22 protein-coding genes are annotated in these 16,511 nt (G+C 66.2%); 15 read left to right on the top strand and 7 right to left on the bottom strand.

The window, feature by feature from the left end:
• Positions 1-85: 85 nt before the first annotated feature.
• Genes QRN13_RS14160 through copM form a run of 3 tightly spaced genes read right to left on the bottom strand, consistent with a single transcriptional unit; the run spans position 86 to position 2,612 of the window.
• A complete protein-coding gene (locus QRN13_RS14160) occupies positions 86-757 on the bottom strand; it encodes an MBL fold metallo-hydrolase (protein ID WP_055808303.1) in 672 nt (223 codons plus the stop codon).
• Positions 758-768: 11 nt separating this feature from the next.
• A complete protein-coding gene (locus tag QRN13_RS14155) occupies positions 769-2,208 on the bottom strand; it encodes a YncE family protein (protein WP_055808301.1) in 1,440 nt (479 codons plus the stop codon).
• Positions 2,205-2,612 (bottom strand): CopM family metallochaperone, encoded by a 408-nt coding sequence (gene copM / locus QRN13_RS14150; RefSeq protein WP_055808492.1) that lies wholly within the window; start codon positions 2,610-2,612, stop codon positions 2,205-2,207. Before copM ends, QRN13_RS14155 begins: the two co-directional genes overlap by 4 nt.
• A 115-nt stretch (positions 2,613-2,727) precedes the next feature.
• Here copM and QRN13_RS14145 point away from each other — a divergent pair, with 115 nt between their 5' ends.
• The 7 genes from QRN13_RS14145 to QRN13_RS14115 all read left to right on the top strand — a co-directional run bounded on the left by QRN13_RS14145 (position 2,728) and on the right by QRN13_RS14115 (position 8,238).
• Positions 2,728-3,612 (top strand): LysR substrate-binding domain-containing protein, encoded by an 885-nt coding sequence (locus QRN13_RS14145; protein WP_055808299.1) that lies wholly within the window; start codon positions 2,728-2,730, stop codon positions 3,610-3,612.
• A gap of 110 nt (positions 3,613-3,722) precedes the next feature.
• Positions 3,723-4,214, top strand: a complete 492-nt coding sequence (locus tag QRN13_RS14140; RefSeq protein WP_162237593.1) for a uracil-DNA glycosylase — start codon at positions 3,723-3,725, stop codon at positions 4,212-4,214.
• Positions 4,215-4,341: 127 nt separating this feature from the next.
• Positions 4,342-4,863 (top strand): hypothetical protein, encoded by a 522-nt coding sequence (locus QRN13_RS14135; RefSeq protein WP_156363211.1) that lies wholly within the window; start codon positions 4,342-4,344, stop codon positions 4,861-4,863.
• Between the two features lie 22 nt (positions 4,864-4,885).
• Positions 4,886-6,067, top strand: a complete 1,182-nt coding sequence (locus QRN13_RS14130; protein ID WP_055808292.1) for a TDT family transporter — start codon at positions 4,886-4,888, stop codon at positions 6,065-6,067.
• Positions 6,068-6,100: 33 nt separating this feature from the next.
• The gene (locus QRN13_RS14125; RefSeq protein ID WP_066550121.1) at positions 6,101-6,724 is read left to right on the top strand and encodes a DsbA family protein; all 624 of its coding nucleotides are present in this window, start codon (positions 6,101-6,103) and stop codon (positions 6,722-6,724) included.
• Between the two features lie 7 nt (positions 6,725-6,731).
• The gene (locus QRN13_RS14120) at positions 6,732-7,721 is read left to right on the top strand and encodes a malate dehydrogenase (RefSeq protein ID WP_284878409.1); all 990 of its coding nucleotides are present in this window, start codon (positions 6,732-6,734) and stop codon (positions 7,719-7,721) included.
• Between the two features lie 91 nt (positions 7,722-7,812).
• Positions 7,813-8,238, top strand: coding sequence for an OsmC family protein (locus QRN13_RS14115; RefSeq protein WP_055808285.1), 426 nt, complete (start codon positions 7,813-7,815; stop codon positions 8,236-8,238).
• Between the two features lie 538 nt (positions 8,239-8,776).
• On the opposite strand, the gene QRN13_RS14110 is transcribed toward QRN13_RS14115, so the two are convergent.
• Complete coding sequence (locus tag QRN13_RS14110) at positions 8,777-9,541, bottom strand: MauE/DoxX family redox-associated membrane protein (RefSeq protein WP_284878407.1); 765 nt, start codon at positions 9,539-9,541, stop codon at positions 8,777-8,779.
• A 68-nt stretch (positions 9,542-9,609) separates the two neighbouring features.
• Here QRN13_RS14110 and QRN13_RS14105 point away from each other — a divergent pair, with 68 nt between their 5' ends.
• From QRN13_RS14105 to copD, 5 genes are all read left to right on the top strand, one after another.
• The gene (locus QRN13_RS14105; protein ID WP_017505540.1) at positions 9,610-10,023 is read left to right on the top strand and encodes a MerR family transcriptional regulator; all 414 of its coding nucleotides are present in this window, start codon (positions 9,610-9,612) and stop codon (positions 10,021-10,023) included.
• A gap of 147 nt (positions 10,024-10,170) precedes the next feature.
• Complete coding sequence (locus tag QRN13_RS14100) at positions 10,171-10,614, top strand: DUF305 domain-containing protein (RefSeq protein ID WP_017505541.1); 444 nt, start codon at positions 10,171-10,173, stop codon at positions 10,612-10,614.
• Positions 10,614-11,156, top strand: a complete 543-nt coding sequence (locus QRN13_RS14095) for a DUF305 domain-containing protein (protein WP_284878406.1) — start codon at positions 10,614-10,616, stop codon at positions 11,154-11,156. Before QRN13_RS14100 ends, QRN13_RS14095 begins: the two co-directional genes overlap by 1 nt.
• 200 nt (positions 11,157-11,356) lie before the next feature.
• Positions 11,357-11,719 carry a copper homeostasis periplasmic binding protein CopC gene (gene copC / locus QRN13_RS14090; RefSeq protein ID WP_017505543.1) on the top strand — a complete coding sequence of 121 codons (363 nt, stop codon included), beginning with the start codon at positions 11,357-11,359 and terminating at the stop codon, positions 11,717-11,719.
• A gap of 4 nt (positions 11,720-11,723) precedes the next feature.
• Complete coding sequence (gene copD / locus QRN13_RS14085; protein WP_017505544.1) at positions 11,724-12,638, top strand: copper homeostasis membrane protein CopD; 915 nt, start codon at positions 11,724-11,726, stop codon at positions 12,636-12,638.
• Positions 12,639-12,813: 175 nt separating this feature from the next.
• Here the strand turns inward: copD and QRN13_RS14080 are convergent, their stop codons facing one another.
• The 3 genes from QRN13_RS14080 to QRN13_RS14070 are packed head-to-tail and all read right to left on the bottom strand — an operon-like array spanning position 12,814 to position 14,965.
• Positions 12,814-13,305 carry a YybH family protein gene (locus QRN13_RS14080; protein ID WP_017505545.1) on the bottom strand — a complete coding sequence of 164 codons (492 nt, stop codon included), beginning with the start codon at positions 13,303-13,305 and terminating at the stop codon, positions 12,814-12,816.
• A 35-nt stretch (positions 13,306-13,340) separates the two neighbouring features.
• Positions 13,341-13,817 carry a DUF411 domain-containing protein gene (locus QRN13_RS14075; protein WP_201102997.1) on the bottom strand — a complete coding sequence of 159 codons (477 nt, stop codon included), beginning with the start codon at positions 13,815-13,817 and terminating at the stop codon, positions 13,341-13,343.
• A complete protein-coding gene (locus tag QRN13_RS14070) occupies positions 13,814-14,965 on the bottom strand; it encodes an acyltransferase family protein (protein ID WP_284878405.1) in 1,152 nt (383 codons plus the stop codon). Before QRN13_RS14070 ends, QRN13_RS14075 begins: the two co-directional genes overlap by 4 nt.
• Positions 14,966-15,094: 129 nt before the next feature.
• On the opposite strand from QRN13_RS14070, the gene QRN13_RS14065 reads away from it, so the two are divergent.
• From QRN13_RS14065 to QRN13_RS14055, 3 genes are read left to right on the top strand one after another with little or no spacing between them, the layout of a single operon-like run.
• Complete coding sequence (locus tag QRN13_RS14065) at positions 15,095-15,376, top strand: hypothetical protein (RefSeq protein WP_017505548.1); 282 nt, start codon at positions 15,095-15,097, stop codon at positions 15,374-15,376.
• A complete protein-coding gene (locus QRN13_RS14060; RefSeq protein ID WP_017505549.1) occupies positions 15,373-15,813 on the top strand; it encodes a Spy/CpxP family protein refolding chaperone in 441 nt (146 codons plus the stop codon). Before QRN13_RS14065 ends, QRN13_RS14060 begins: the two co-directional genes overlap by 4 nt.
• A 9-nt stretch (positions 15,814-15,822) precedes the next feature.
• Positions 15,823-16,386, top strand: coding sequence for an RNA polymerase sigma factor (locus QRN13_RS14055; protein WP_017505550.1), 564 nt, complete (start codon positions 15,823-15,825; stop codon positions 16,384-16,386).
• The last annotated feature ends 125 nt before the right edge of the window (positions 16,387-16,511 follow it).

Below are 16,511 nucleotides of genomic sequence, written 5' to 3'. Positions count from 1 at the left end.
CGACATTCACCTGAGTTACCACGCCGAGCCGCCGCCATTTTATCGCGATCGCAATCGCGCGAAACCGGTGGAGGTGCAGACTGCGTCAGTCATGGTCAGAGACGTCGAACCCGTCTCCGGGCGCCATCGGCCGGTGCAGTTTGATCCCGGCCTTGTCCAGATAGGGCTCGTAGACGTCGTAACGCTGCCTGAGGAAATAGTCGCGAGCGTAGCCGTCATGGACCGGGACGACCGATTTTGGCTTCATCCGTTTGGCGAACGCATGGACAGTGAGCTCGGTCAGGTAAGGCGCCATCACCGGAAGGGCCAGCACCTCCACGCCCGCGAACCGATCCAGACGGCTGTCGAAACTGTCGCCCGGGTTGAGGAAAACGTCGTTGACGAGGAAGGCTGTCAGTTGCGGGCTCTCGTCCGACAGGATGGGCTCATGCGCGACCGGCTGAGCCTGCAGCCGGAACGCGCCGAAGGTCCGTTCGCCCTCCTCGAACACCGTGACCGACAGCCCCTTCTCGCCGAGCTTGTCGGCGACCTCGCCGTTGCCGACGAGTGTCGCGCCACTCGCCTGCACGATCCTGGCCAGAGCGTCAGGGTCGATGTGGTCGGGATGGCCGTGCGTCAGGACGATCGTCGAGACATCCGAAAAGACAGCAGGATCGACCCGTCCGTCGACGAACGAAAACTTGCCCGGATCGAAGAGCAGTCGATCTGCACCGATCGTCAGGCGCAGGCAGCTATGGACGAACTTGTCGATCCGCATGGCGGCCGGTCCTATTCCGACTGTCTCTGGACGACCGCGCCGATCGCCTCGGGCGTGCCCGAGGCGATGACCAGCCAACGGCGGGGTGCGCCGGCGTCGGCGGCGACCACCTGACGGATCGGGCCCACGGCGTTGACGACCGCAGACCCAGCCGGATTGGTCATGAACTTCGTCAGAGGCTCGAGCGTCCCCGATCCGTCCGCCGCATTGGCGAAGGCGAGGACATAGGGCTTGCCGGGTTGGAGGCCTGCGGCGGCGATCTGCAGCATCTGGACCTGCCCCTGCTCGAACAAGGTCGCCTGGGACCGGGTGTCGCCCTCGCCCGTCAGAACGAGTTGATGCGAGGCGCGAGCTGCGCCCAGGGGCGTGAGGTTGGCCCTGCCGTCACCCTGGGTGACCGCACGCGGCACATAGGTGACCCCTTGCGGTCCCTGACCGATCGGCACGGTGGCGATCACGCGGTTGGCCAGGGTGTCGATGACCGCCACGCCGTCGCCATTCTCCAGCCCGACGTAAATCCGCGAGCCGTCGCCGGAGGGCCACAGACCGTGCGGCAGCGACCCCACCTCGATCTCCGTCACGAGCGTGAAGGTGTCGGTGCGATAGACCTTGACCCGGTTCTCGGTCCCGACGGTCACATAGGCGAACTGGCCCGCCGCGTTGCGCACGATGTTGACGTGGTTGGTCAAGGGGCCGGTGTCGAGCGTCTGTAGGACAGCGAACGGCGGACGGGCGTTGAAAACCATGGTCTTGCCCACGTCCTTCAGCGTCATCCAGACCTGGCTTCCATCGGGCGTGGCGGCGATGTCGGGGCAGAACGGACTGGCCTGGGCCACCCGACCGACGATCTGACGGGTCGCGGTCTCGACTACCACCGTCTCGGGACTGAAGCTGGAGCAGATGTAGGCGTAGCGGCCGTCCGGCGAGAAGATGGTCATGCCCGGCCCGTTGGGCGTCTCGACCCGGGCGGTCTCCTGATAGGTCGCGGCGTCCAGCACCGAAACATAGGCCTCGCCCCGCACCGTGACCCAGACCTCGCGGCCGTCCGGCGTGAAGAAGGCCTCGTGCGGAGAGCGCCCGACATAGGTGGTATGTTTGACGGTGTTGCTGGCCGTGTCGATGAAGCTGACCGAGTTGGACCCGATCGAGACCACGGCGATCGTCTTGCCGTCCGGCGCCGCGCCGATGCCGTGGACCAGCAACTGGCCCTTGTAGAGCGGGCTGAGGTTGGCCGGAGTCGGTTCGCCGAGGGAAATCACCCCCAGCAGGCCGTTGGTCGAGGGATCGACCACCGAGACGGTGTTGGAGAACTGGTCGGCCGAATAGAACCGATCCTGGCTGCTGATCGGGATGGCGGGCGCCGCCGCCGCGCCCGGAACCTGATCGGCCAAGGCGTGTCCGGCGGACAGGCTGAGAACAAGGGCGGCGATGGCGCGGGCTGTCAGGGTCATGATCCGTGTCCGTGATGGGTCGAGGTCGCGCCGCCGGTCGGCGTCGGCGCATCAGAATGGCGGGTCAGGTAGTCGCGCATCAGGGCGATTTCCTGGGTCTGTTCAATGATGATCCCCTGGGCCAGACGCTTCATGGTCTCGTCCTGCCCGTACAGAAGCTCGACGCGCGCCATGTCGATGGCGCCCTGATGATGCGGGATCATCATGGCGGCGAAGTCCACGTCTGGGTCGCCGGTGGATTCTACCGCCATGTCGCGGTGCATCCGCTCCATCGCCTCGGCCATCGCCGCATCGAAGTCCGAGCCGGGCATCTGTGCGAAGGCCATAACTGCGGCACCGGCAGTCGCCGAGCCAAGCGCCAGGACGCCGGTTCTGATCCATCGGGAGGGTGGGGCGTGGGTCATGATCCGATCCTGCAGGCGATCGTCCCGGACGACCAACGCGATGTTCCGCTCGGAACGTTCGCCGCCGCCGAACGTTCCCTGTCGAAGTCGCCGCTTCGTGGGTTAGGATTGTCCCATGACCCTGGACCAGCTCCGCATCTTCGTCGCCGTCGCCGAGCGCCAGCACGTAACCCGCGCCGCCGAGGCCCTGAACCTGACCCAGTCGGCGGTCAGCTCGGCGGTGACGACGCTGGAGGGCCGCCACGGCGTCGCCCTGTTCGACCGCGTTGGCCGCAACATCGTCCTGAACGAGGCGGGCGCAACCTTCCTCGTCGAGGCCAAGGCGATCCTCGCCCGTGTCGAGGCGGCGCAGGACGCGCTCGACGACCTGGGCGGCCTGAAACGCGGACGACTGTCGATCCACGCCAGCCAGACCATCGCCGGCTGGTGGCTTCCCGCCCGACTGACCCGGTTTCATCAGGCTCATCCCGGCATCCGCATCGAGGTCTCGATCGGCAATACGCGCGAGGTGGCCGACGCTGTCCTGGAGGGCTGCGCTGAACTGGGTCTGGTCGAGGGCGAACTGAACGAGCCGGCGTTGAGCCGTTCGGTTCTGGATCACGACGAACTGGTGCTGGTCGTGGCGGCCGACCACCCCGCCGCCCAGGACGGCGCCGGGCCGCCGGACCTGAAGCAAATGACCTGGGTGTTGCGCGAGCCCGGCTCCGGCACCCGGTCGGCTTTTGAGACGGCCCTCAATCAGCGCGGGCTGGCCATCGACGCTCTGGACGTGGCCATGACCTTGCCCGGGAATGAGGCGGTCGCCGCCGCCGTCGAGGCCGGTGCGGGAGCGACGGTCGTGTCGCGCAATGTCGTCGCCGCGCGCCTGCGCGCCGGCATCCTCGCCGCCCTGCCCCTGACCTTGCCCGACCGCCCGTTCTGGCTCCTGCGGCACAAGCAGCGCTATCGCTCAAAGGCGGGCGAGGTGTTCCTGGCGTCCCTGACGGCGTCACGCCATTGAGCGCGTCGGCTCGTCAAGGCGGTGTCTGGCCTTCACTGGTGAATGACCGCGCGCCGCCTCACACGCATCTCGAGGGACTGAACGGATTCCTGAGAGCTCTGGATAGGGGCGTGGGCGCTCAACAAGGTACGCCGAAGTTCGACCCCCTCGACGGTGGAGACGAGGCGGAAATCCTTGTGCTTCTGGAGACACCGGCCCCGGGACCGCAAGCGGATCGCCTCGTCTCCATCGACAATCCCACGGGCACCGCGCGCAACCTGAAGCGCGCGATGGAAGCAGCGGGGCTCGACCGCCGCCGCATCGTCCTTTGGAACACGGTCCCCTGGCTTCGCTCGGGGTCCGCGCGACCGCTGACAAGACAGGAGATCGCCTCCGGCCTGGCCACGCTAGAGGGACTGGTCACCCCGCTTCATCGCCTCAGGGCCGCGGTATTGTGCGGCCGCGTCGCCGCGATGGCGGCTCCGACGCTGACCCGCCTGCGGCCTGAAGTGGAGCTGTGTCTCGCGCCACACCCGAGCCCGACGTTCATCAACACCGCCCCCGAGCATCGTCTTGGCCTGCAGGCCGCCTTTGCGTGGGCAGCCGCGCTGATCACCCCCTAGGGCGTTCATTCGATTAAAGCGAACAAACCTATCTAAAACATCCGTTGGAGCTGATGATCCAAGAGGCGCATCCTGGATGTCGAGGAGCGCGCCGAAGACTGGCCTCCACTCCGAAAGGAGAGCCGCCATGACCACCCTTCTCGCCGCTCCGGCCATGCGCCAAGGCCGCAGGTCCGTCGCCAGGCGCCAGGCCATCGGTCCTGAGAATGTAAAACCGCAGACGCCTTTCATTCCGCCTTCTCCCATCGCCGCGACCCAATCCGGCGAGACCTTGCACCGGGTCCAGCCTGGCGTCGGCCTTACCGGCGTTCACCCCGCAATGGTCAAGGCGGTCGCGGGTCTCTACGCCGCCATGGTGGCCGTGTTCTGGCTGGTGTTCGGTCACGGCGAGGCGATGCTCGCCCTGGGCTTCATCACCGTTCTCGGCCTGATGTTCTTCGGCCTTCTCACCGGGATGAGCCTGCTGGCCGATACGCCTGCGCCGGGCGAGCGCATCCGCTCCTTGAACGATTGCCTCGCCGGTCGCGTGATCATCGACACGGGCTGGATCAGCGGCCGCGAAGCCGCGTTGCAGATGCTGACCCTGCCCGCCTGCCTTCTGGTCACCGCCGTCGTGCTCGGCGCCGTCTATCGCTTCACCGCGGGCTGACCGCTCGTCTGGATAACCTCTCATGGCTCATGACATTCACGTTCGCGACGTCGCCTTCGGCCTTCGCCCGTTGGCGAGTCTGCAATCGCCCAGGGAGATCGTGCGGCAGTTCACGCCGAACTGGTTCGCCGCCACCATGGGAACCGGCATCCTCGCCCTGGCGCTGAACCAGCTTCCGGTCCCCATACCCGGCGTAAAAATCGTCGCCGAAGCCCTGTGGGTTTTCAACATCGGCCTGTTCGCCCTGTTCACCGTTCTCTACGCGGCGCGCTGGATCTTCTTCTTCGACGGCGCGCGACGAATCTTCGGCCATTCGGTCGTGTCGATGTTTTTCGGCTGCATCCCGATGGGGCTGGCGACCATCATCAACGGCCTGATGGCCTTCGGCCTGGCGCGCTGGGGCGAAGGCGTCGTGCCGGTCGCCGAAGCCCTGTGGTGGATCGACGTGGCCCTTGCCGTCGCCTGCGGCATCGGCATCCCCTTCATGATGTTCACCCGCCAGGAGCACGCCATCGACCAGATGACGGCCGTCTGGCTGCTGCCGGTCGTGGCGGCCGAGGTCGCGGCCGTCACCGGCGGCCTGATCGCGCCGCACCTCGCGGACCCGAACGCCGCCCTGTCGGTGCTGGTAGTCAGCTATGGCCTGTGGGCCCTGTCCGTGCCGCTGGCGATGAGCATCCTGGTCATCCTCGTGCTCCGCATGGCGATCCACAAACTGCCGCACGCCGGTATGGCGGCCTCCAGCTGGCTGTCGCTGGGCCCGATCGGCACGGGCGCGCTCGGCATGCTGGTGCTCGGCCAGGCCGCGCCCGCCATCTTCACCGCCGCCGGTCTGGGCCAGTACGGCGACGCCGCGCGCGGGATCGGCCTGATCGGCGGCCTGCTGCTGTGGGCCTACGGCCTGTGGTGGGCCGCGATGGCCGTGCTGATCACCCTGCGCTACTTGCGTCAGGGCCTGCCGTTCAATCTGGGCTGGTGGGGCTACACCTTCCCACTCGGCGTCTTCTCTGTCGCGACGCTGAAGCTGGGAACCCTGCTCCCCATCCCGGCCTTCAACCTGTTCGGCATGGCCCTGGTCGCCGCACTGCTGGTGCTGTGGCTGATCGTCGGCGCCCGTACGGTGCGCGGCGCCTGGCGCGGAGACCTGTTCGTCGCCCCCTGCCTCGCCGAGGCGGCCAAGCGCGACATCCCTTGCGCACGCTGATCCGCCTCCACTCCAACCTTTCTGGAATCACCAATGCCTCATGACCTTTTCACGCCGTCACGCCGCGTCCTCATGGCGGGCGGCGTCGGCGCCTTGATCACCGCCTGTGCGCCGCGCGCGGCCGAAGCCGACGACATGGTGCTGGGCCAGGCTGACGCGCCCGTGACCCTGATCGAATACGCCTCGACCACCTGCGGCCCCTGCGCCCGCTTCGCCATCGAGGTGCTGCCCGAACTCCGGCGGCGCTACATCGACGCCGGGCGGGTCCGGCTGATCTATCGCGAATTCATCACCGGCCCCGCCAACCTCTCCGCCGCCGGCGTTCTGCTGGCGCGGTGCGCAGGCGAAGATCGCTATTTCGAGGTCATCGACGCCCTGATGCACGGCCAGTCCGAATGGGCGAACGGCGGCGGCCCGCGCGACGCCCTCCTGAGGATCGCGGCGCGGTTCGGCATCAGCGAGGCGCGGCTTCAATCCTGCATCACCGATCCCGAGGCCATCGCGGCCCTGGAGCGCCGTGTCGCCCGTGCCCGCGACGCCGGGGTGAATGGAACGCCGACGCTCTTCGTCCAGGGCCGACGTCTGGACACCGCCCTGACCCTCGAAGCCGTCTCCGCCTCGATCGACCAAGCCCTTTCTCAAACCCCGCAATCCTGAGGTTCCGATGCCCAACGCCCCCGTCAAGGTCGCCGTCTCCGGCGCCGCCGGCCAGATCGCCTACGCCCTGCTGTTCCGCCTGGCCCAGGGCGATGTGTTCGGGCCCGACACCCCGATCGATCTTCGCCTCCTCGACCTGCCTCAGGCTCAGGCGGCGCTCCAGGGCGTGGTCATGGAGCTGGACGATTGCGCCTTTCCGCTACTAACCTCCATCCAGACCACCGACGACCCCATTATCGCCTTCGACGACATCGACGCCGCCTTTCTGGTCGGGTCGCGCCCCCGCGCCAAGGGCAAGGAGCGCCGCGACCTGCTGGCGGCCAACGCCGCCATCTTCAAGACCCAGGGCGCGGCCCTGAACGCGGTCGCCAAACGCTCCGTCAAGGTTCTGGTGGTTGGCAATCCGGCGAACACCAATGCCTGGGTGGCGATCCAGTCCGCGCCGGATCTGCCGCCCGGCGCCATCACCTCGATGATCCGCCTCGACCACAACCGCGCCGCCGCCCAGTTCGCGCGCCGCGCGGGCGTCCCCGTCGATGCCGTGGAGAAGCTCGCGGTCTGGGGCAATCACTCCCCGACCATGTTCGCCGACTGGAGCCATGCGACCGTGGAGGGCCAGTCTCTGGCCGGGCTCATCAACGACGAGACCTGGTATCGCGACACCCTCATCCCTGAGGTGGCCCGTCGCGGCACGGCCGTGCTGGAAGCCCGCGGCGCCTCCTCGGCGGCCTCGGCCGCCAACGCCGCCATCAACCATATGCGCGACTGGGTGCAGGGCTCGAACGGCCGTTGGGTTTCGATGGGCGTCGCCTCGATCGGCCAGTACGACATTCCCGAAGGGCTGGTCTGCGGTGTGCCGACGACCTGCCGCGACGGCGTCTATGCGCCCGTCACGGGTCTGGAGCTCGACGCCTTCACGCGCGCCGGTCTGGCCGCTTCGGTGCAGGAGTTGATCGAGGAGCGCGACGCCGCGCTCGCGGTCCTGGCGGACGCCTGATCATCCGACGCCGTCGAACATGCTCATGTAGTCGCCGTCGCCAAGGCAGGCGACGGCGTCCCTGTTTTCCAAACTTCGCCGAAGGATTCCCATGACCGACGCAGCTTCCCGGCCCTCGATCGCGACCGACGCCGGTCTCGGCGGCCTACAACTGACGATCACCGCGGGCCCCGCCCGCTTCGTGGTCGACGAACCCGTCGCCCTGGGCGGGCTGGATCTCGGTCCGACCCCTCACGAGCTGGTGCAGGCGGCGCTCGCCTCCTGTACGGCCCAGACCCTGCGCCTGTACGCCAACCGGAAAGGCTGGACCTTGGGCGCCATGTCCGTCGAGGTCTTGTTGACCCGGGACTTGGGGGCGACACCGTCGGATCAGTTCACCCGAACAATCACTCTGCCGACTGGGCTACCGGAGGAACAGAGGATCCGGTTGCTGGAGATCGCCGACAAGTGCCCAATTCATCGGATGCTCGTAGGTACAGTTTCGATCGAAACGATCTGGTGCAAGGCGACCATCTAGCTGCGAGGCGAAGGCCATCGCCACGTCCCGCCCATCCCCCTCTTTCTCAGTGTTGGTCGGGACACGAAAAGTGTGGTCCCACTAGACACAAACTTCCATTCCGCCGGAAGCGGACCTTCGGAAGGTCAGCAATGAGTCAGAAGCGGACCCCAAATACCCACGAGAGATCGAGCATCTCCGGCACCCTTCACCACCGTAGATCTACGGGTTCGCGCTATCCCAACCCGACCGCTAATGTCGCCCTGGCGTCAACCAAATCGCCAGAGGCCGCACCCGCATGCCCGCCGCCCCTCACTCCCACTCGATTGCTCTAAGCTGGATAAAATTTTGAATTAGTTGGCTTTTTCGCGCCCCGCCTACTTCAACACCGGCTCGCCGCCCGAACGATCGCTTTGGTTTTGAAAACATTAGATAAATAGACCGATGTAAAAACCGCGTGATCGCGCAATCTTTCGAGACGTATTGACAATCTCAAACTCGAATTAACAATCGATTCTTGCGCGTTCACTTTCCTCCGCTAGACTAGCATGGACAGAACCTACATCGCCATCGCTGACGCCGGCAGAGCGTAGTGCATAAACAGCATCCAGATCGCCATGGCGATCATCATCAGGTTCTCGGTCAGGGATAGGAAGCCAAGCGGCACATTGCTGTCTCCACCGACGCAGGCGCATTTCAGTTCGCGCTTGTCGATGTAGACAGCCTTGAAGACCGAGGCCGCGCCAATGCCGCCGATGAACAGGGCCACCGGGACCGACAACCAGGTCAGGACGCCCGCGACCATCAACGCGCCTGACCCGAACTCGGCGAACGGATAGACCTTGCCGTATGGCACCCACCGCTTGGCCAGCAGGTCGTAGTTCAGGAACATGGATGAGAAGCTCTCGATGTTCTGGAGCTTCAGCATGGCCAGGGCCATCATCGACAGGGCGATAAACCACTCCCCTGCCCGCACGGTGAACGGCGTGCCGAAAATCGTCAGGCTGAGCATCGTCGCCATCACGGCGGTGGTCAGGAAGACGACGAGGACCGGCGTGTAGGTGGTCGCCTTGGGATCGCGGACCTTGAGACCGAGATAGCGGCGCAGATCGTCGTGGCCGCCGACACGCTGGCCGTCGATGAAGACCTGAGGCGTCGTCTTGACGCCGTGCTCGGCCTTGAAGGCGTCGGTCTGCTCGCGGGTCGTCAGCCAGTGGTCCTCGACCTTGTAGCCCCGGCTCTTGAGAAGATGCCGGGCCTTGAGCCCCCACGGACAGGTGTGGCCGGGCATCACCATCCGATAGATGACAGCGGTCTTGGTCATTGCAGGCTCCTTGATCTTCAAATCCGAGCTACAGCTCTTAAGTTCCGTACCTAGATACGGAGTCAAGCATGAACGTTCGGACGATCGCTGGGTTGGCGCGAGACGGCGGCGTCGGGGTGGAGACTGTCCGCTTTTATCAGCGTCGCGGATTGCTTTCGACGCCTGACAAATGGTCGCGTGATGGCGCCGGCGCGGGCGTTCGACGCTATGGCGAGGAGGACGTGCGCCAGCTGAGGTTCATTCGCTCCGCACAGACGGCGGGCTTCACCCTGGAGCAGATCAAAGAGCTGTTGTCGCTCGACGCTGGCGAAGATCGCAGCCGCGCCCGTGCGTTGGCCGCGGAGAGGCTGGAGGCGCTGGATCGAACCATCTCCGATCTTGAGGGGGCGCGAGCGGCGTTGCGCCGACTGGCGAGCGCTTGCGCGGCGAACGACAGCGGACCGTGTCCGATCATTTCGGCCTTTCAGGGTGAAAGGGTTTGAAATCCTCCCATGTCTTGGCGAACGGGGTGCGAGGGCCGACAGCCGTCCCGCCTGAGAAAAAGCCCGACTGCGTGGCGGCGCAATCGCGAGGACCGGAACGTCCGGCAGCCAGAACTGTTCGTTGATCATCACTTCCGGAGAACGAAGATGTCGATCAAACTGAACGTCGGTCTGGCGGCCGCCGCCCTGTCCGTGCTCCTCACGGCGTGCAATCCAGCGGAACAGGCCGATAAAACCGCGACGGCCGACGCGGGATCGGCGGCCGAACACAGCGCTCCGGCGGTTCAGCCGATGGCGGGGCCCGAGACGCCCTATTCCGCCTCCGAACAGCAGATGCATCAGGCCATGATGCAGGCGCACGGCGCGGACCCGCAGGAGACCTACGCCCTGAAGATGATCGAGCACCACCGGGGCGCCATCGCCATGTCGGAGGTCCTGATGCGCGAAAACCCTGACGCCGCGCTCCGCGAGATGGCCGAAAAGACGATTACGATGCAGCGCCAGGAGATCACGGAACTGGAGCAGTGGGTCGCGCAGCATCGGTCCGCCGCGGCAACCCCCGCTTCGGGTTCGGTCCAGCCCGGAGCCTGATGCGGGACGACTACGCGCGGGAACTGGTCCGCCTGCGCGTATGTGCTTTTGAACGGCGTCGATCGTCGGCGTCTGTCCGCCGGCGGGAGTCCCTCATGCACGAAAAGAGCTATCGCAACCTCGCGATTGAACTCATCGTCCACTTCATCATCATGTATTTGGTGATGTTCACGATGATCGCGACGCTCGATCACTTCAACTTCAATCTGAACAATCTCTACATGACGCTGATGATGGTCGCGCCAATGGCTGTCCTCATGCTGGTTCTGATGCGCGAGATGTATCCGAACAATCGGCTCAACCTGGCCATTGGGCTGGCCTCGGTGATCATCTTCGCGGGCAGCTTCTACGCCATGCGCACCCAGGCGGCGATCGGCGACAAGGAACTCATTCGAGGAATGATCCCCCACCACTCCGGCGCGATCCTGATGTGCGGCAAGGCCAAGCTGAGCGACCCGGAACTGGTCGCGCTGTGCGCAGAGATCGTCGAGGCCCAGAAGCGCGAGATCCGACAGATGCAGGCGATTCAGGATCGGCTTTGACGGCTCTTCCGGCGGGACACGTCCGCCGGTCCCGCCAACTCGCCATTCCCGTTCGAGGTGGCCTCGCTCGCCGCCCCGAGTGTTGTCGTCGGCTTCACGGCGTGAGGTCGGCCAGCGTCGGCCGCCGTTGGCGAGGGGAAAGTCGATGCGACGCGTAGACTAGTCGAAGGCCGGACCGGCCACTCGTCAGGAGACACAGTATGCGTGCATTCAACCCCGTTCCCTATGTCGCCCTGGCGACTGCGGTCGTCCTCGCCGCTGGACCTGCGGCAGCTCACGCTCGTCTTGTCAGCGCCACGCCCGCGCCGAACGCCACAGTCGGTGCGACCCGCACGCTGACCTTGACCTTCAGCGAGCGCTCTGTGCCTGCGTTCTCCGGCTTCGACGTGGTCAACTCGGCCGGCGAGAAGCTCGCGGTCCGCACTTCGGTCGCTGAAGACGGCAAGACCCTGACCGGGACTCTGACGCGACCGCTGACTGCTGGCGACTATCGCGTCGACTGGCGCATCGCCTCGAGCGACGGTCACCGCATGACCGGCTCGTACACCTTCACGGTGCGCTGACGCCGTGCTCGAGATCGCGGTCGTCGCGCTCCGGTGGCTCCAGTACGCCGGAGCCGTCGTCCTTCTCGGGACGCCGTTGTTCCTGTTGTACACCTTCAGGCGCGGCGACGGCGTGGATCTCACCTGGTCGCGCGCGATCCTGATAGGGTCAGGTTTGGTCGTCGTCGCGAGCGCGCTCCTGGCGCTACTCGCACAGACAGCGGTCATGGCGGGCTCGCTGGCGGAAGCCATCAAGCCTGTGTCTCTGTCTTTCATGATCACCGGCACGGCCTTGGGGAAAGCCATGGTCGCGCGGGCCGCCCTCGCCCTCGCAGCCGTCGTCGCGGTCCTGGCCTTGAGACCGGGCAAGACGGCCTGGAGCATCTCGCTAGGCCTTGGGCTCTTCGTGGTCGCGAGCTTCGCTTGGACTGGACACGGCGCGGCGACAGAAGGCCCCGAGGGCCTGGTCCACCTCGCCTCCGACATCGTCCATTCCGTCGGGGCGGCCCTTTGGCTTGGTGCGCTTGTAGCGCTGACGATCCTGCTGCTTCGCCGCCCCGGGGTCGACGATGGGGCCCTCTACCGCGCCTTGCATGGGTTCTCGGGCCTGGGCACGCTCGCCGTAGCCCTTCTTGTGGCCACGGGTCTCGCGAACAGCTGGTTCCTCGTCGGATCGGAGCGTTTCGTGAACCTTGGCGAAAGCCTCTATGGACAGCTTCTGATCGCCAAGCTGGCGCTCTTCGTGCTGATGCTGGGCCTGGCGGCGGACAACCGTTTCCGCCTGACACCCGCCCTGCGTCTGGAACTGGAGCACACAGGACAGTCAATCTCGGCGGTTCGACGGCTGCGGCGCAGTATCGTCACGGAGACGGCCCTCGGGCTCGTCGTCCTCGCCGTCGTCGCGCTTATGGGCACCCTCCCTCCGCCGGTCGCGACGTGATCCGACGATCTAGTGGCCCGCGGCGTGGAGCGCCGCTGCGGTCGTGGCGCCATTCTCCGAGGTCGAGATGTTGTCACGTCCTCCCATCGGGCGTCCCGGATCCCGGCTTAAGCGGACAAATACCGTCTGAACGCCGCGCGCTTTCGCACTGAGGCGTTCAAACCGGAGAGGCGGATTACCGCGGAGCGCGCGACGACCAGTGAATGTGATGGATGCGCCAGCCGTCGGCGTGGCGCTTTAGCACCATGGTTTCCGTTGTCAGACGGTCCACGGCGCGTCCGTTGAACTGACCGGTGGTGCGGCCTTCGCTCGTGATCCACGCCACATCGCCGTCCGCCCAGCCCGATCTGCGGCTTACGACATTGTCCGACGCGGCCGCGAAGGCGGCGTCCGACGCAAGATGGTGAGAGGCGTATTCGTCGCGCGAGCGCTCCGCTCCGCCCTCTTCAAAGATCATGACGTCGGGGGCCAGAAGCAACAGGGCGGCAGATGTGTCACCGGCCTTGAGCGCGGCATGGAAGGCATCGACGGTCGTGGCCGCCTCCGTCGCTTCCGCGCTGATCGACCCCGCAGTCTGGGCATGGCCGTGAGAATGGTCCTGCGCGACAGCGGGCGTCACCGACAGGACGGCGAGAGAGAGGGCGAGAACGAGAGGTTTGGGGGACATGATGGGCTCCGGCTTATGAATCAGGTGAGACAAGGTCAGGTGGGCGGGTTGTGACGGGCGAACACCTGCGTCGCGCCGGAGCGAAGCACCAGCAGCGTGTCGTAAGGGTCCTTGTGTCCCTGCGGCGTCTCCATGCCGGGCGAACCGAGGGGCATGGCCGGAACCGCGAGACCGAGCGCTGCCGGCCGCTCGGCAAGCAACCGTATGACGTCCCGTGCCGGAACATGGCCCTCTACGACATAGCCATCAATCAACCCGGTGTGGCAGGAGGCCAGGCTGTCCGGAAGCCCCCGGCTGCTGCGGACGGATTGGAGGCTCGGCAGAACGGTGACGGTCGTGTTGAAGCCAGCCTCCCGCATGTGCGAGATCCAGGCGTCGCAGCACGCACAGGTCGGCGTCTTGAAGACCGTGAGGGTTCTCGACGCCTGGGTCTGGGCGCAGGCTGTTCCGGTCAGGGCGACGCTGACGGCGGCGCCTAAGAAAAGCCTTCGGTGGAGGTAGGCGGTCGTCAAAAGGGCTCTCCCTGATCGCTGTGAACGGTGCGTCTGGCGTCGGCATCCGCCGTCCGACCGAAGGTGCGCCGCCTCAGCCACTGGCGGCTCGGTCGCTCGACCAGACCATAGATGGCGGCCGCCGCGGCGAGGGTCACCGCCAGCATCGCCGCCAGTTCCAGAAGCCCCATTCGATAGTCGCCCGGCCAGCCCCCGATGGCCTGGGCGGCATTGCGCCAGACCATCAGGATCGGAATATGGACGAGGTAGAGGGCGAACGAGGCCTCACCGGCGAAGATTGCGACCGGGTGCGACAGGAAGGTTCTGACACCCGCCTTGGCGAGCAGCGCCAAGGCGAGAACGAAGGGTCCCGACGCGGCGACGATAAGGCGATCATCGGCCCCGATCTGCATAGCGAGCAAGAGGAGCGCGGTGGCTCCGACGGCGCCGACGATCGCGACGCGCGGGGACGGCGCCCAGCGCGCTCCGAGATAGTAGAGGCCAATCCCGAGCAGGAACTCCGGAATGATGCGCAAGACGCCCATATTGTCTTCCGCCCGGGGCAGAACCGAGCCGAACCAATGCCGGTAGATCGCATCCAGCAGGATGAACAGGCTCGTCGCCGCGGCTACGAGCATCCATGGCCTGTGTCGAAACCGCAGGGCGACCGCAGCATAGGCTGGAAAAGCGAGATAGACGAACCATTCGGCTGACAGCGACCAGGCGGGACCGTTCCACAGGACCATCCCGTCTCGCGGCAACCAGGCCTGAACCAAAAAGAGGGTGGCCAGAAAATCCGCAGGATTGAACCGCCCGGGCTCCAGGCCGATGCCCAACACCGGCGCGGCGAGCACCAGCAACAGCATCGCCAACAGGATGAACAAATGCGCCGGGTATATGCGCGCGAACCGCGCCGCGATGAACCGCCTGTAGTTCACTGGCTGATCACCCTGCAGGTAAACGTGGGTGAGGATGAACCCAGACAGGATGAAGAAGATATCGACCCCGAGACGGGCCCGGTTTAACAGTCCGGCCGCACCTTCGGGCAGCGTCCATTGCAGCTGGTAGTGAAACAGAACCACGCCGAGCGCGAGGAAGAACCTCACCCCCGTCAGCGGATCGAGCCGATCCGGAAACGGACCCGCGGCCGGATCTGTCCTCTCGCTCACATCGCCTCCCCCGACACGAGCGGGTCCTCCCGGTCGTTCTCTGGTATCTACGCGGCGGACATCTCGTCCCCTCGTAAGGGGCCGGACGGTTTGGCGCGTATGGCAAAGGGGGCGTGATGCAGGTGCGCAATGACTGATGAGATCGAACGACTGATTGCGGCGGAAGGGCCAGACGATGCGGGGCGGCTGGACGGCCTGGAAGACGCTGTCTGGACACGGATCGCCGTGCGCCGGGAGGCGGCGTCAATGGGCCAGGTTCGGGTCGCCGCCGTAGGGCTGGCGCTCGTGCTCGGCGTGGCCAACGGTGGATTGCTCCTCGTGGCGTCGCCGCGGCCTGAGCCCTCTGAGTTGCGCATCTTCACCGTCTCGGCGGGTCTGTCGCCGCTCGGTCCACTGGATGCCCGGGGATGAGAGCGCGCTGGAAATCGATCGTCCTGACAGCCGTGCTGGCGGCGCTCGCCAGCGGCGCGGCGACCTGGGCGAGCGCAACCTGGGTCATGCGCGAGCGTCAGCCGCCGAGCCTGCATAGCGTCGTCCATGAGCAGTTGAACCTGAGCGCTGAACAGGATGGTCGTCTGGACGCGATCGAAGCGCGCTTCGCCGCGCGCCGCCCCGGGCTGGAGGCAGAAGTGCGAGCCGCCAACCGCGAGCTCGCCGCCGCCATCGCTGCAAGCGATGGGAACACGCCCCAGGTGCAGGCGGCGGTGGATCACTTCCACGTGGCCATGGGCGATCTGCAGAAGGCGACCATCGCCCACGTCTTCGAGATGCGGTCGGTGCTCACCCCGGCGCAGGCCGAGGTCTTCGACGCCGCCGTGGTGGACGCCCTGCGTGCCGACGCCGGCTAGGCGCGGCGCGTGAAGGACGGCGACAGCATTGAAGCCCGCGCGGCTGGCGGCGACGCCGGCGCGTTCGGCGCCTTGATGGCGGCGACCAAGGGCGATCTCTACAGGTTCGTGCGCCGCTATGTCGGCGACGAAGCGGAAGCGCACGACCTGCTCCAGGAAACTTACACCGCCGCATGGCTCGCCCTGCGAAGGTACGATCCGGCTCGCCCCTTCGAGGTCTGGCTCCGCTCGATCGCCCTGAACAAATGCAGGGACTGGAGCCGTCGGCGTGCGGTGCGTCGGGTGGTGCGCGGCGTCATGGGCCTCGACGCCCCCGAAGCGTCAGCGGTCCGGATGGAAACGCCATCTCCCGAAGCCCGACTGGACGATCGCCGTCGCGCCGAGGCGCTGCGCAGCGCGCTGACCCGCCTGCCTGACGGCCTCAAGGCCCCTCTCCTGCTCGCTACGCTCGAAGGTCGCTCGCACGGCGAAATCGCGGCGATCCTGGGCGTCACGACCAAGGCCGTGGAGACGCGGATCGCCCGCGCCCGCAAGCGACTTGCCGAGGACATGGCCGTTCCGGGAGGTGCTTGATCTCATCGGCCCGCCCGATGGCGAAGGGCGTTTCTTTTCGCGGTGTGGCGACCTGACGCAAGGGCGTTGTCGCCGACGTGCGTATGTCAACCAGAAGCCGACACGCGTCCGAGGAACCCCACGCT

Source organism: Brevundimonas sp. MEB006b, from assembly GCF_030209705.1.
Taxonomy (GTDB): domain Bacteria; phylum Pseudomonadota; class Alphaproteobacteria; order Caulobacterales; family Caulobacteraceae; genus Brevundimonas.
Note: the sequence above shows the minus strand (reverse complement) of the source record. Positions and strands in the feature narration are given on the sequence as shown.

Excerpts from the sequence above, each read along its gene's own strand:
- QRN13_RS14160 (WP_055808303.1), bottom strand. The coding sequence starts at position 757 with ATGCGGATCGACAAGTTCGTCCATAGCTGCCTGCGCCTGACGATCGGT.
- QRN13_RS14155 (WP_055808301.1), bottom strand. The coding sequence starts at position 2,208 with ATGACCCTGACAGCCCGCGCCATCGCCGCCCTTGTTCTCAGCCTGTCC.
- copM (WP_055808492.1), bottom strand. The coding sequence starts at position 2,612 with ATGACCCACGCCCCACCCTCCCGATGGATCAGAACCGGCGTCCTGGCG.
- QRN13_RS14145 (WP_055808299.1), top strand. The coding sequence starts at position 2,728 with ATGACCCTGGACCAGCTCCGCATCTTCGTCGCCGTCGCCGAGCGCCAG.
- QRN13_RS14135 (WP_156363211.1), top strand. The coding sequence starts at position 4,342 with ATGACCACCCTTCTCGCCGCTCCGGCCATGCGCCAAGGCCGCAGGTCC.
- QRN13_RS14130 (WP_055808292.1), top strand. The coding sequence starts at position 4,886 with ATGGCTCATGACATTCACGTTCGCGACGTCGCCTTCGGCCTTCGCCCG.
- QRN13_RS14125 (WP_066550121.1), top strand. The coding sequence starts at position 6,101 with ATGCCTCATGACCTTTTCACGCCGTCACGCCGCGTCCTCATGGCGGGC.
- QRN13_RS14120 (WP_284878409.1), top strand. The coding sequence starts at position 6,732 with ATGCCCAACGCCCCCGTCAAGGTCGCCGTCTCCGGCGCCGCCGGCCAG.
- QRN13_RS14115 (WP_055808285.1), top strand. The coding sequence starts at position 7,813 with ATGACCGACGCAGCTTCCCGGCCCTCGATCGCGACCGACGCCGGTCTC.
- QRN13_RS14110 (WP_284878407.1), bottom strand. The coding sequence starts at position 9,541 with ATGACCAAGACCGCTGTCATCTATCGGATGGTGATGCCCGGCCACACC.
- QRN13_RS14105 (WP_017505540.1), top strand. The coding sequence starts at position 9,610 with ATGAACGTTCGGACGATCGCTGGGTTGGCGCGAGACGGCGGCGTCGGG.
- QRN13_RS14100 (WP_017505541.1), top strand. The coding sequence starts at position 10,171 with ATGTCGATCAAACTGAACGTCGGTCTGGCGGCCGCCGCCCTGTCCGTG.
- QRN13_RS14095 (WP_284878406.1), top strand. The coding sequence starts at position 10,614 with ATGCGGGACGACTACGCGCGGGAACTGGTCCGCCTGCGCGTATGTGCT.
- copC (WP_017505543.1), top strand. The coding sequence starts at position 11,357 with ATGCGTGCATTCAACCCCGTTCCCTATGTCGCCCTGGCGACTGCGGTC.
- QRN13_RS14080 (WP_017505545.1), bottom strand. The coding sequence starts at position 13,305 with ATGTCCCCCAAACCTCTCGTTCTCGCCCTCTCTCTCGCCGTCCTGTCG.
- QRN13_RS14065 (WP_017505548.1), top strand. The coding sequence starts at position 15,095 with ATGACTGATGAGATCGAACGACTGATTGCGGCGGAAGGGCCAGACGAT.
- QRN13_RS14060 (WP_017505549.1), top strand. The coding sequence starts at position 15,373 with ATGAGAGCGCGCTGGAAATCGATCGTCCTGACAGCCGTGCTGGCGGCG.